General features: G+C 67.2%; 12 protein-coding genes. 3 read left to right on the top strand and 9 right to left on the bottom strand.

Features of this window, described 5'->3' with window-relative positions:
* Positions 1 to 258: 258 nt before the first annotated feature.
* The 4 genes from PXJ20_RS10525 to PXJ20_RS10540 form a co-directional block, all read right to left on the bottom strand.
* Entirely contained in the window at positions 259 to 1,137 is an 879-nt protein-coding gene (locus PXJ20_RS10525; RefSeq protein ID WP_421030657.1) for an efflux RND transporter periplasmic adaptor subunit, read from the bottom strand.
* A gap of 62 nt (positions 1,138 to 1,199) precedes the next feature.
* Positions 1,200 to 1,400, bottom strand: coding sequence for a DUF1656 domain-containing protein (locus tag PXJ20_RS10530; protein ID WP_017777750.1), 201 nt, complete (start codon positions 1,398 to 1,400; stop codon positions 1,200 to 1,202).
* Positions 1,390 to 3,585 (bottom strand): FUSC family protein, encoded by a 2,196-nt coding sequence (locus PXJ20_RS10535; protein WP_421030658.1) that lies wholly within the window; start codon positions 3,583 to 3,585, stop codon positions 1,390 to 1,392. Before PXJ20_RS10535 ends, PXJ20_RS10530 begins: the two co-directional genes overlap by 11 nt.
* A 9-nt stretch (positions 3,586 to 3,594) precedes the next feature.
* A complete protein-coding gene (locus tag PXJ20_RS10540; RefSeq protein WP_421030659.1) occupies positions 3,595 to 5,256 on the bottom strand; it encodes an efflux transporter outer membrane subunit in 1,662 nt (553 codons plus the stop codon).
* A 167-nt stretch (positions 5,257 to 5,423) separates the two neighbouring features.
* Here PXJ20_RS10540 and PXJ20_RS10545 point away from each other — a divergent pair, with 167 nt between their 5' ends.
* Positions 5,424 to 6,362, top strand: coding sequence for a LysR family transcriptional regulator (locus PXJ20_RS10545; protein ID WP_017777753.1), 939 nt, complete (start codon positions 5,424 to 5,426; stop codon positions 6,360 to 6,362).
* 246 nt (positions 6,363 to 6,608) lie between these two features.
* Positions 6,609 to 6,785 (top strand): hypothetical protein, encoded by a 177-nt coding sequence (locus PXJ20_RS10550; protein ID WP_421030660.1) that lies wholly within the window; start codon positions 6,609 to 6,611, stop codon positions 6,783 to 6,785.
* Positions 6,786 to 6,795: 10 nt separating this feature from the next.
* Here PXJ20_RS10550 and PXJ20_RS10555 read toward each other — a convergent pair whose 3' ends face one another.
* From PXJ20_RS10555 to wrbA, 4 genes are all read right to left on the bottom strand, one after another.
* On the bottom strand, positions 6,796 to 7,623 hold the full coding sequence (locus PXJ20_RS10555; RefSeq protein ID WP_017777755.1) for a metallophosphoesterase: 828 nt from the start codon (positions 7,621 to 7,623) through the stop codon (positions 6,796 to 6,798).
* Positions 7,624 to 7,736: 113 nt separating this feature from the next.
* On the bottom strand, positions 7,737 to 9,182 hold the full coding sequence (locus tag PXJ20_RS10560) for an FAD-binding oxidoreductase (RefSeq protein ID WP_017777756.1): 1,446 nt from the start codon (positions 9,180 to 9,182) through the stop codon (positions 7,737 to 7,739).
* A 166-nt stretch (positions 9,183 to 9,348) separates the two neighbouring features.
* Entirely contained in the window at positions 9,349 to 9,768 is a 420-nt protein-coding gene (locus PXJ20_RS10565) for a DUF2069 domain-containing protein (protein ID WP_421030661.1), read from the bottom strand.
* Positions 9,765 to 10,367 carry an NAD(P)H:quinone oxidoreductase gene (wrbA, locus tag PXJ20_RS10570; protein ID WP_017777758.1) on the bottom strand — a complete coding sequence of 201 codons (603 nt, stop codon included), beginning with the start codon at positions 10,365 to 10,367 and terminating at the stop codon, positions 9,765 to 9,767. The genes PXJ20_RS10565 and wrbA overlap by 4 nt, the downstream gene beginning before the upstream one ends.
* A gap of 84 nt (positions 10,368 to 10,451) precedes the next feature.
* Between wrbA and PXJ20_RS10575 the strand changes: the two genes are divergently transcribed.
* Positions 10,452 to 11,771 (top strand): YihY family inner membrane protein, encoded by a 1,320-nt coding sequence (locus tag PXJ20_RS10575; protein WP_017777759.1) that lies wholly within the window; start codon positions 10,452 to 10,454, stop codon positions 11,769 to 11,771.
* A gap of 7 nt (positions 11,772 to 11,778) precedes the next feature.
* Here PXJ20_RS10575 and PXJ20_RS10580 read toward each other — a convergent pair whose 3' ends face one another.
* Positions 11,779 to 12,105, bottom strand: coding sequence for a DUF962 domain-containing protein (locus PXJ20_RS10580; RefSeq protein WP_017777760.1), 327 nt, complete (start codon positions 12,103 to 12,105; stop codon positions 11,779 to 11,781).
* Positions 12,106 to 12,119: the final 14 nt, after the last annotated feature.

The following is a 12,119-nucleotide window of genomic DNA, read 5'->3' on the forward strand; positions in this document are numbered from 1 at the left end:
TTGCCCCGTGTGGTGGATTCCGTGTGATGGATTCGTCCGGGGCAGGATAGTGCAGCGCCCCCGCCGGCGGCAACGCGGGTAGACCATGATGCGCGCGCGTGTCGCGGGGGAGGCTGGAGATGTGTCGTGCGATTGGCCTACCCGGTTGCCTCGCCCGGTTACGTTGCCCGGCAGCTTCGTTCAGTGACGAAGCGCGTTTGTCCCGCTCAGTTGGCGGACTCAGTTGGCGGGCTCAGTTGCGAGGCTCCGTTGCCGGGCTCAGAGACCCTTGCGCACGTTCGCCGGCTCCACCACCACGGTGCAGGTGATGCCCGCGGCCAGCACCACGCCTTCCGGCACCTCGTCGATATGGATGCGCACCGGCACGCGCTGCGCGAGGCGCACCCAGTTGAATGTCGGGTTCACGTCGGCGAGCAGTTCGCGGCTTTGCGGATTGTCGCGGTCGTAGATGCCGCGCGAGATGCTCTCCACGTGGCCCTTGAGCACCGGACCGCTCATCAGGCGAATCTCCGCCTTGTTGCCCACTTTCACGCGCGGCAGCTTGGTTTCCTCGAAGTAGCCGTAGACCCAGAACGAGTGGCTGTCCACCACCGCGAGCCGCGCGGTGCCGGCGATCGCGTAGTCGCCGCGGAACACGTTGAGGTTCGTCACGTAGCCGTCCACGGGCGAGATCACGCGCGTGCGCGCGAGGTTGAGTTTGGCCGCGTCGAGCTGCGCGAGCGCTTCCTGGTACTGCGCCTGGGCCGCGCTTGCCGCATGCGAGGCGTTCTCGCGGTTTTCCGCCGACACCACCTGGCTGTCCATGTCGGCGCGCCGCTTCGCGTCGTCGAGGCGCATCTGCAGGTCGGCCTTGCGTGCCGCGACCGTGGCCTGCGCCTGTTCCACGGCGATCTGGTAGTGCGAGGGGTCGATCTGCATCAGCAGGTCGCCCTTTTTCACGATCTGGTTGTCGCGCACGGGCAGCTCGACCACGGCGCCCGAGACGTCGGGCGCGATGTTCACGACCTCGGCGCGCACGCGGCCGTCGCGGGTCCAGGGCTCGTCCATGTAGTAGATCCACAAGGTGCGGCCGATCAGTATCGCGACGATGAAAATGACGGCCGTCACGACGAAGCCGATGATGTTTCTGAGGGTCATGTTTCGACTCTTGTCAGCGTATTCAGCGAATGGGTGTGTGCGGTGGAACGTGCGTCCGGTGTTCAGCCGTAAACGAAGAGCCCCAGCGTCGTGCACACGCACACGAGCAGGCTTGCCCGGAAGAGCGACGGATGCCACACCGCGCGATACAGGCCCGTGCGCGCGAGCAGCCGGTCGAGCCCCCAGGTCAGGACGGCGCCCAGAATGAAGATCGGCACGATGGCCGGCATGTAGGCATCGAGGAAAGCGATTTCACGGGGCATGGCGGTCTCCTTCATGGCGGCGGCCCGGCGCAACGGCCGCTTCGAGCGGCGATTGCGGATCGAGCAGCGCGCTGCGCACGAAATGCAGGTAGCTCAGGATGCGCTGCAGCTTGTGGCGTTCCTCGCGCGGCGGCGAGAACGTGACGAGCGCCTGCTGCGTGGCGGCGATGGCGTCCGCGGTCGCCGCGAGTGCGGTGTCGAGCCGGCGCCCGTTGGGCGCCTGAAACAGCGCCACCAGCGGGTCGCCCAGCCGGCGGATCGCTACGCGCCACGGCATGCTCGCCTCGTAGCGCGGGTCGTGCGGCAGCGTACCGATTTCGTTGCGCAGGTCGATCATCGCGTTGCCCACTTCGAGCACCGCGAAGAGCCAGCGCAGCGTGTCGCGCTTCACCTCGGGCTCGTCCTGGGCGAGCGAGTTGATCTGGAACATCAGGTCACGTGCGCGGCTTTCGAAGCGCGAGCGCAGCCGCGTGAGCCGCCCGCGGCAGGCGAGCGCCACCTCGTCGCGCAGATCGGCGAAGAGGCGGTTGCGCAGCCACGGCGTGGAAGGCGGCAACAGCACGGCGAACGCGATGGCAGAGACGAGCATCGAAAGCACGAGCGCGAGCGCATCGTTCATGAAGCTCACCGGCTCGTAGTGGATCAGGTTGTCGGGGCCGGCGAGAAAGCAGAAGAAGATGCAGTAGCCCGCGCCGATGCCCGCGTATTTCGGCCGCGTGGTGAGGAACACGCCGAACGCGAGGCAGGGCGTGAGCACGGCGCACAAGAGCGGAAAGCCGTCGATGTGCGGATACACGCCGAACGTCACGATCATGCCGACGAGCGACGAGAGCATCGTGCCGAGCGCCATCTGGAACGCCATGCGCGCGGGATACGGCGACGACGACGCGAGCGCGCAGACGGCCGCCGCGTTGAGCACGAGCGTCGTGCCGCTCGGCCACGCGGTCGCGATCCAGAAGGCGCCGAGCGCGGCCATCACGAACGCCGCGCGCAGTCCTGCGACGCCGGCCGCGATCAGGTTGGTCTTCGGCTCGTAGCGTTCTATCCAGCGCTCGCGGGCGTGCGTGTTCACGGCGAGCGAGGCGTAGGTCGCGGTGTAGGCGTGCAGGTCGTCGAGGAAGCGGTAGAGCAGTTCCGAAGCGGTGTCGAAATCGAGCAGCGGCACGTCGGCGCGGGATTCGAGCAGGGCGCGCGTCGCGCGGATGCGGCGCGGCAGCGCGGCCCGATAGGCTTCGAGCTGCGCAGCGGCGTGCTCGGCGTCGGCCGCCGTGAGCACCGGTTCGCCCGACTTCGCGAGCAGCGGCGCGATCTCGTGGAAATACGGCTCCAGTGCTTCGATGGTGGCGTGCGCGCCGGCGTCGTGCAGCCGGTTCATCAGTTGATGCAGCCCGTGAAAGCGCGTGGAGGCCGTCATGAACTCGCTGTTCAGGCGCGCGAGCCGCCCGCTGCGCATGCGCGCGTCCGGGCTTTCGAACACGGCCACGCTGCGCGTGGCCTCGAAGCCGACGATGTCCGCGACGAAGCGTGCGTTGGTGGCCTCGATCTGCGCGCGGTCCGCCTGTCCCGCGAGCGACGCCGAGACATACTCGACGAACGCCGAAAAGCGTGCGCGCACCGTGCTGCGCATCTGCTCGCCGGCGAACTGCGGAAACACGAGCCCGCTGACGGCGCCCGAGCAGAGAATGCCCACCACGATCTCCGCCACGCGCGTGAGTGCTGACATGAACGCGTCGTCAGGATGTTGCGAGGCCGGAATGCCGATCAGCGCCGCCGTGTAACCGGCCAGCACGAAACCGTACGAGCGGAAGTTGCGGTTGCGCGCGGCGCCTGCCGTGCAGATGCCGACCCACAACGCCGTCGCGGCGATGAACAGCTCCGGCTGCTGGGCGAAGAGCCCGATCAGCGCAAGCATGACGACGAGGCCGACGAGCGTGCCGCCTATCCGGTAGAAGCTCTTGGCGAAGACCATGCCGCTTTGCGGCTGCATCACGATGAAGACGGTGGTCATCGCGGTGCGCGGCTGCGGCAGGTCGAGCCGCATCGCAATGCCGAGCGCGAGCAGACCGGCCGCAATCGCCTTGAACAGGTAGATCCACGTGAGGCCGTCCGTGCGGGCCCATTCGGCGAAGGCCGGGACGAGCGCGGCACCCGGTACGCGCGGCGCGGAGGAGGAAGGAGCGGACACGGGCAGTCCTCAGGGAGCGGGCCGCGGCGTGGCCGACGCGGTCGGCGCGGTCGGTGCTGTGGCGCGCGAGATTTCCGGGGTGGTTCCGTTGCCGACGGTACTGCCGCTGCCTGCGGTCGGCACCGTGACAGCCGGTGCGCGATTCACGTCGAGCGCGGCGGGCATGTGCGGCAGCAGGCTCGCGTCGCGGCCGTGCGCGGGCAGCGCATCGGCTTGGCGCGGACCGTCGGCCGGATCGGCGAGGCCGCCGCCCAATGCCGCGACGAGCGACGCGTGCGCGGTGAGCTGCGCCGCCTGGATGCGCGCCACGCCTTCCTGCGCGCGCAACAGCTGCGTCTGCGCCGTGAGCACGTTGAGGTAGTCGGTGAGGCCGCGCCGGTAGCCTTCCACGGAAAGATCGTAGTTGCGCTGCGCCACCGCGACCGAGCGCTCGGCGGAGGTTTTTTGCGTGGCGAGCGAGCGGATGCGCACCACCTCGTCGGCGATCTGCCGAAGGGCGGTAACGAGCGTCTGGTTGTACTGGTCCACGGCGGCGTCGTAACCCGCCGATGCTGCGCCCAGTTGCGAGCGCAGGCGCCCGCCGTCGAAGATCGGCAGCGACAGGGCGGGGCCAGCCGTCCATCCGCCGTTGGCCGCGTGCAGGAATTGCAGCATCGGGCCGGCTGCGGCGAAGCCGCCGAGCGACGCCAGCAGATTGATGTTCGGATAGAAGTCGGCCTTCGCGACGTCGATGCCGCGTGCCTGCGCGGCCACGGTCCAGCGCGCGGCGACCACGTCGGGCCGATGGCCGATCAGGTCGGCGGGCAACGCGGAGGGCAGGCCCGCGGGCGCTGTGAGCGCAAGCTTCGGCCGCATGATGGTTTCACCGGCGCCGGGCCCCTTGCCCGCGAGTGCGGCGAGCTGGTTCTGGCCGAGCGCGATGGCTTCGCCCAGGGCGTCGATCTGCCGTTCGTACTCGGGCAGCGGCGTTTGCGCCTGGGTCACCTCGAGCTGCGTGCCGATGCCGCCCTTCAGGCGCCGCTCTGCGTAGGCCAGCACCTTCTGCTGCTGCGCGAGCGTGGCGCGCGCGATGTCGAGCAGCGCGTAGTTCATCGAGAGTTCGACGTACGCGCGCACCACGTTGGTTTCGAGTTCGAGCCGGGCCGCGCGGGCGTCGGCGGCGCGGGCGTGCGCGGCGTCGAGCGCGCGTTCGGCCGCGCTGCGGTCGCGGCCCCACAGGTCGAGGTGGTACGACAGGCCGAGCGTGCCCGTGTTGTTCCAGGTGTCGGCGTTGGCGAGCGGGCCTGGCCCGTAGTAGACGTTGTCGGGCCAGTGCTGACGCTGCATCGAGAGGTCGCCCTTGATCTGCGGGGCGAGCGCGGCTGCGGCCACACCGGCCATGGCTTGGGCGTCGCGCACGCGGGCCTCGGCGACGGCCAGCGTCGGGTTGCCGGCGAGCGCGGCGTCTACCCATGCGTCGAGCTGGGGATCCTGGTAGGCGCGCCACCAGTCCGCGGCGGGCCAGGCGGCGTCGGCGTTGGCGGCGCGGATGGCCGCGCCCGCGTCCAGCGACGTGGCGTCGAGACCCTGCGCCTGCGGTGCAATGCCTCCGGTACTGGCGCAGCCGGCGATTATCAACGAGATCGTAAGAACCGTGAGGGTGGCTGTCCCTTTGCACACCGGAAACCGCACAATTCCCTCCTGGATCGACATAGAAAGCGTGATGAAAAGCAATGACGCATTATATTTTTTGGCCGATTCTCGAATAACCCGCAAGAGTGCAAGGCATTATTACGGACCTTGAGATAATCATACTTGCAGCTTGTGCAACAATCCCTGTCGTCAGGAGGAGGGGAGCGATGGACACACTACAGAACATGCGGGTATTCGTCAGGGTTGTCGAAGCGGGTAGCTTTACGGGTGCCGCGCAGCACCTCAATACGACGACAGCTTATGCCTCGCGCGCGGTTTCCGACCTCGAAGCGCATCTGCGCACACGGCTGCTCAACCGCACCACCCGGCGCATCGCTCTTACCGAGGCCGGCGAGCGCTATCTGCAGCGCTGCGAGCAGATCCTTGCGTACGTCGACGAAGCCGAGGCCGAAGCGGGCGACGCGCATGCCCGCCCGTCCGGCCGGCTCAAGGTGCACGCCATGACGAGCTTCGGCCAGCATTACGTCGTTCCGGCGGTGAGCCAATACCAGCAGCGCTACCCGGACGTTCACGTGGAACTCACGCTGGCCCAGCGCATGCCCGACCTGCTCGACGAAGGCTACGACGTGGCGCTGGTGCTCGCCACGGAACTGGCCGACTCCGGCTTCGTTTCGCAGCGTATCGGAAGTGCTTTCAGCATTGTGTGTGCCTCGCCGGCTTACCTCGAACGCCACGGGGTGCCGCAGGTGCCCGCCGACCTCGCGCGTCACGTTCTCTTGCAGATGGTGACACCGGTGTTTCCGTCCACCCATTGGGATTTCAACGGGCCGCACGGACGCGAGTCCGTGGAGGTCGGGCCATCGCCCTTTCAGGTCAACGTGGCGGAGGCCATGGCGTCCGCCGTGCGGGAAGGCATGGGCATTGCCGTGCTGCCCATCTACTCGGCGGTCAATGGGTTGAAAAGCGGTGAGCTGGCGTGGATCCTGCCCGAATACACGGCGCAGGAGATGAACGTCTACGCAGTCTACCCGTCGCGGCAGTATCTCGACGCGAAGATTCGCACGTGGGTCGAGCATCTGCGCGAGACGCTGCCGGCCACGATGGCCGAGGACCAGGCCGCGCTGAAGCGCTTTGCGCGCAAGTAGCCGCGCTGTTCGCGTTTGGTGTTCGGCCGGATGTCCCTCCGGTTCGTGTGTCCGGTCTTGTGTCCGCTGATGTGGGCATGCCGCCTGCGGCGCGTCCTGTGTCGACTGCCGCTCGGCGTGTGATATGTGACCTGCTGTTACACGGCGCATGCGGCGTACAACACTTGCTTACTTTTTCGCGCGGCGCCGTTTGCTAACGTGTCGGGACCGGCAAGACCGAAGCAAGGCATAACGAAGAGGATTGGTATGGACACGCATCTCATGATTGGCGTCGCGGTGATGGTGGGACTGATCGGCCTCGCGGCGTCGCGCGACCTGCTTCAGGCGCTGCGCGCTCAACTGCGGCCCGCGACCGTGCGGATCACGACGGGCGGTGCGCGGCGCGTGGTTTCTTCGCCTCGCGACGTGTCGCACGGAGATTGAGGCGTCGGCCTCAGATTTCGATCACCTTGTCCCAGGCGAAGTGGCGGTTTTCCAGCCGGCCCGTGCGCCGGTCCACATAGCCGCGCGGATTGCACACCACGCGTGTGCCGTTCACCGTGTAGTCGAATGCTGTGTGCGTATGGCCGTGTACCCAGAGCGAGACGGGTGCGCGCACCAGCGACGGCAGGTCGTTCACGAAGCCCGCCGATACCGGATCGGCCGCATACCGGGCCGCGAGACTTTGCCGGTGCGGCGCGTGGTGCGTCACCACGATCGTCTTGCCTGAGAACGGCTTCGCGATTTCGGCTTCCAGCCACGCGCGGGCCCTGGCGTGCATGGCCAGCGTGTCGGCGGGCGTGAAGTCGCGCGGCGCGGACGTGGCGGCGGCCGCGCCGGCTTTGGCGTTCGCGGGCCACGAGACCTGAATCAATCCCCGGAAGTCCAGCATCACCTTGTTCGCCGCTTCAATGGCTTCGCGGCGCGTTGCCTCGTCGGCACCGAAGAGCGCGAAGTCGGTCCACAACGTGGTGCCGAGCACGCGCCAGCGCCCCTCTGGGTCCACCAGCACGGTGTTGTTCAGGAAGTGCACGTTGTCCACCGAACGCGCCGCGTCCTGCATCGCCGTTTCCAGTGCGCCGAAGTCGCCGTCGTAGTACTCGTGATTGCCGGGTACGTAGACCACCGGTACCGCGGCGTCGAACGTTTCAGCGGCCCAGCGCAGCCCCAGCGCGTGGTTGTGGATGTCGCCCGCGAGAATCACGAGGTCGGCCTCGGCGTGGGCAATGGTGTCCGGCTCGTCGCATTCCAGATGCAGATCGGACAGCACACGAATCTTCACGACGACAGCTCCTCGACGGTTGCTTCAACAGTTGGGCTTGTTTCGCTTCGCGCCCCGGCGAACACCCGACGGGCGGCATGGCGCCCGCGATGGTCCTGGATGGAAGGGCGCGACTAGGGATTGAAGCGTACCACCTTGCCCGGGTTCATCAGGTTGAGCGGATCGAGCGCCTGTTTGAGCGTGCGCATCAGTCGCACTTCGACTTCGCTCTTGTAGTGCGCGGCGTCGTCCACCTTCAACTGGCCGAGACCGTGTTCCGCGCTGATGCTGCCATGGTGGCGGTGCACGCTGTCGTAGACCACGCGGTTGATCGGGCTCTGGTATTGCGCGAGGAACGCCTTCGCATCCACGCCTTCGGGCGCCTGCACGTTGTAGTGCAGATTGCCGTCGCCAAGGTGGCCGAACGTCACCATGCGCGCGCCGGGCGCGGCTGCGGCGATGGCGGCGTCCGTTTCCGCGATGAAGGTGCCGATGCGCGAAATGGGCACCGCGATGTCGTGCTTGATGTTGAGTCCTTCTTCCGCCTGCGCGAGCGGGATGTGCTCGCGCAGATGCCAGAACGCCTGCGATTGCGCGAGGCTTTCCGCGACCACCGCATCTTCCACTAGACCCTCTTCGAGCGCCGTCTCCATCAGACGCTCGAAGAGTCCGCGCGCGTGCTCTTCGCTCTCGCTGTCGGACAGTTCGAGCAGCACGACCTGTGCGTGCCGGCTCTCGAACGGATAGCGCATCTGCGGGAAATGCCGGTTCACAAGTTGCAGGCAGAAATCGGACATCAGCTCGAAGCCCGTGAGAAGCGGGCCCGCGAAGCGTTGGGCGAGCGCGAGAAAGTCTAACGCGGCGTGCGGCGAGGCGAGTGCGGCAAGCGCCGTGACGCGCGCGGCGGGCAGCGGATGCAGCTTCATGACGGCCGCGGTGATGATGCCGAGCGTGCCTTCGGCGCCAATGAAGACGTCGCGCAAATCGTAGCCGGTGTTGTCCTTGCGCAGCCCGCGCAGGCCGCTCCAGATCTCCCCTTGCGGCGTCACGACTTCGAGGCCGAGGCACAGTTCGCGCGTATTGCCGTAACGCAGCACGCCGGTGCCCCCGGCATTCGTCGCCAGATTGCCGCCGATCGTGCAACTGCCTTCGGCGGCGAGCGAAAGCGGAAAGAGCCGGTCCGCTTCGCGGGCGCGCGCCTGGACTTCGGCGAGTACGACGCCCGCTTCGACGGTGATGGTGTTGTTGTGCGGGTCGACGTCGCGTATGCGGTTCAGGCGCTTCACGCTCAATACTGCCTGCGTGCCGCTTGCGTCCGGTGTGGCGCCGCCCGCGAGCCCCGTATTGCCGCCCTGAGGCACGAGCGCCACGCGGTGCTCGACCGCGGCGCGCACGAGCGCCGCCACCTCTTCGGCGTTGGCGGGCGTCAGCACGGCGCAGGCGGCGCCCGTGTAGCGGCGGCGCCAGTCGGTGAGGTACGGGGCGGTGTCGTGCGCATCGGTCAGCACGTGCTGCGCGCCGACGATCTCGACGCAGGCGGCAATGAACGACGAAATGGCAGTTTCAGCGGCTTCGGACATGATGAAGTGGGACGAAGGTAGGTATGCGGTGTCGGTTTGATTTGCGGCGTGTTGAGTGGAGTATCGCGCGACGTGTTGCGTAAGGTGCATTAGCCGGATGGCTATCGAGCGGGCCGTTCGGGGACGTATTCGCGCCCGGTAACGCGACAGGCCGGCAAGGCACGCGCTACTGTTGTCCAGGCGGCGCGCGTCGCGCAGCGCGCTTGAACGGCGCGACATAGACGAGAGCAGCAACAAAAAAAGCGCCGGCGAGCACGACCTCGACCCAGCCCAGCCGGCTCGACAGGCCGCCGTCCGTCATGCCGCGCACGACGCCCTCGGCGACATACAGCAGCACGAGCATTGACGCCCATTGCAGCGTGTACAGGTTGCGGCGAGCCACGCCGCGCAGCGCGAACAGCAGCGGGGCGGCCTTCAGCACGAGGGCCGAACCGCCCGGGCGAAGCGGCGCGAGCCACAGCTCCCATGCAATGCAGAGTGCGATGAGCCCCACGAGCGCGGCAAGCGCGCCGCGCGCCGCGGCACGCGACGACTCGACGCGTGCGTTCGCGGCCTGCGCGCTGCCGGCATCGCGAGGGACGTTCATGGCCGCTCGTTCAGCATGGACGCCGTACGGGCCAGCCGTGCGCCCAGCGCGATGGCGAGCGTGCGTTCGTCGGCGGAGATACCGTTCGCCGCTGTACCTGCGCGGGCGAAGTGCGAGGCGCCGTAGGGCGTGCCGCCGCTTTGCGTGGTGGCGAGCGCGCTTTCGGTGTAGGGAATGCCGACGAGCAGCATGCCGTGATGCAGAAGCGGCAGCATCATGGAAAGCAGCGTGGATTCCTGGCCGCCGTGCAGGCTGCCGGTCGACGTGAACACGCAGGCGGGCTTGCCGGCGAGCGCACCCGAGAGCCATTGCGGCGTGGTGCCGTCGAGGAAATACTTGAGCGACGCGGCCATGTTGCCGAAGCGCGTGGGTGAGCCGAGCGCGAGACCGGCGCATTCCTCGAGGTCACGCAACTCGGCGTAGGGCGGACCGGACTCGGGGATGTCGGGCTGTGTGGCTTCGCAGACGGTGGATACGGGGGGCACGGTGCGCACGCGCGCCTGAACACCGGGCACGCTGTCGATGCCTTGCGCAATCGCGAGCGCGAGTTCGCGGGTTGCGCCGTGCCGGCTGTAATAGAGCACAAGGATGTCTTTCATAGGCCTCGTCGGTGAACAGGTATTATAGGGGTTGGGTCGGCCGCGCATGCCGCGCGCGGCGCACACTTCGATTGAGGCGGGGCGATGGACTGGTTGTCGAAAGTGCGTGTGGATCTGGATCTCGTGCGGCGGCTCGCGCGCTTTGCTGCGCGGCGTAGCGCAGAAGACCGCATCCCCCAGGTGGCCGGCAGCCTGACCTTCACGACGCTGCTTTCGCTTGTGCCGCTCGCTACCGTCGCGTTCGCACTCTTCACGGCCTTTCCGATTTTCGCGCAGTTCCAGATGTCCCTGCAGGGCTTCCTCGCGGATCACCTGATGCCCTCGCAGATCAACGACCAGATCTTTCGCTACCTGAACCAGTTCGCGTCGAAGGCCAAGGGCCTCACGACGATGGGCATGATCGTGCTGTTCGTCACGTCGGTCATGACCATGATGACCATCGAATCCGCGTTCAACGTGATCTGGCGCGTGCGCAAGCCGCGGCCGTTCGCGCAGCGCGTGCTGGTCTACTGGGCCGTGCTCACGCTGGGGCCGATTCTCGTGGGCGTGAGCCTTTCCATCTCGTCGTATCTGTTCACCAAGTCGCTTGCTTTCGCGGCGGGCCAGAGCGGCTCCGGCGTGATCGAATGGCTGCTGACAGGTGCCATGCTGCCGCTCATGGTGCTCGCGTTCACCATGCTCTACGTCTATCTGCCGAACTGCCGCGTGGAATGGCGCGACGCGGTGGTGGGCGGCGTGTGCGCGGCCGTCGCGTTCGAGTTGGCCAAGCGCGGCTTCGGCTATTACGTGCGGCGCATTCCCACCTATACGGCCGTGTACGGCGCGTTCGCCGCGGCGCCGATGTTTCTCCTGTGGATGTATCTGAGCTGGTTCATCACGCTGGCGGGCGCGATGATCGCGTCCGCCTTGCCGGAAATACGCATCGGGCAATTCCACCGGCCGCAGTTTCCCGGCAGCGATCTGCTGGACGGGCTGCAACTGCTCGGCCGGCTTGCCGAAGCACGTGACGCCGGACGGCCCGGCCATACGCTGCCCGAGCTTGCGCGCATGCTGCGCCGGGACATGGAAACCACCTCGCGGTTGCTGCAGCGCTTCGAAGCGCTCGAATGGGTGGCGCGGCTCGAGCAGGGCGGGGCTGAACCGCGGTTCCTGTTGATCGCCAATCCCGGCCAGATTTCGGTGGCGCGCCTATTCGGCCTCTTCGTCATCGACCGCGACGAGCTCGAGTATCAGCTCAAGCTACGCTCCAGCCGCGTGGATGCAGCCATGCTGCTTGCCGCGCTCGATAACGAAAAACTCGCCTTGTCGCTGGCTTCCCTCATGGCGGCGCGCGAGGCTCGCGCGGCTTTCGCCGGGAGCGACGCCCATCACCCGTCGTCCATGCCGCACCAGACGGCAGTGTGACCTTTCCCTACAAAGGCAGCTTGCCGCGGCAGATGTCCGCGAACATTACCCAGTCGCCCATCAGACTGTAGATCGGGTGTCTGAAGGTGGCGGGACGGTTCTTCTCGAAGAAGAAGTGCCCGACCCACGCGAAGCCGTAGCCGCACACGACCGCCGCCGGCAACCAGGGCCAGTGGCCGGTGGCGATTGCCATGGCCACGCAGCCGATCACGCCCAGCGAACCCACGAAGTGCAGCCGCCGCGATACCGGATTGCGATGCTCGCCGAGATAGAACGGGTAGAACTCGTCGAAGTTCGCGAAGTGTTCGTTTTCGCGGTGCGTGGTGCGTTCCATGATCGCCTCCTTGC

The organism is Paraburkholderia sp. A1RI_3L (assembly GCF_048957895.1).
GTDB lineage: Bacteria > Pseudomonadota > Gammaproteobacteria > Burkholderiales > Burkholderiaceae > Paraburkholderia > Paraburkholderia kururiensis.

Excerpts from the sequence above, each read along its gene's own strand:
- PXJ20_RS10525 (WP_421030657.1), bottom strand. The coding sequence starts at position 1,137 with ATGACCCTCAGAAACATCATCGGCTTCGTCGTGACGGCCGTCATTTTC.
- PXJ20_RS10530 (WP_017777750.1), bottom strand. The coding sequence starts at position 1,400 with ATGCCCCGTGAAATCGCTTTCCTCGATGCCTACATGCCGGCCATCGTG.
- PXJ20_RS10545 (WP_017777753.1), top strand. The coding sequence starts at position 5,424 with ATGGACACACTACAGAACATGCGGGTATTCGTCAGGGTTGTCGAAGCG.
- PXJ20_RS10550 (WP_421030660.1), top strand. The coding sequence starts at position 6,609 with ATGGACACGCATCTCATGATTGGCGTCGCGGTGATGGTGGGACTGATC.
- PXJ20_RS10560 (WP_017777756.1), bottom strand. The coding sequence starts at position 9,182 with ATGTCCGAAGCCGCTGAAACTGCCATTTCGTCGTTCATTGCCGCCTGC.
- PXJ20_RS10565 (WP_421030661.1), bottom strand. The coding sequence starts at position 9,768 with ATGAACGTCCCTCGCGATGCCGGCAGCGCGCAGGCCGCGAACGCACGC.
- wrbA (WP_017777758.1), bottom strand. The coding sequence starts at position 10,367 with ATGAAAGACATCCTTGTGCTCTATTACAGCCGGCACGGCGCAACCCGC.
- PXJ20_RS10575 (WP_017777759.1), top strand. The coding sequence starts at position 10,452 with ATGGACTGGTTGTCGAAAGTGCGTGTGGATCTGGATCTCGTGCGGCGG.
- PXJ20_RS10580 (WP_017777760.1), bottom strand. The coding sequence starts at position 12,105 with ATGGAACGCACCACGCACCGCGAAAACGAACACTTCGCGAACTTCGAC.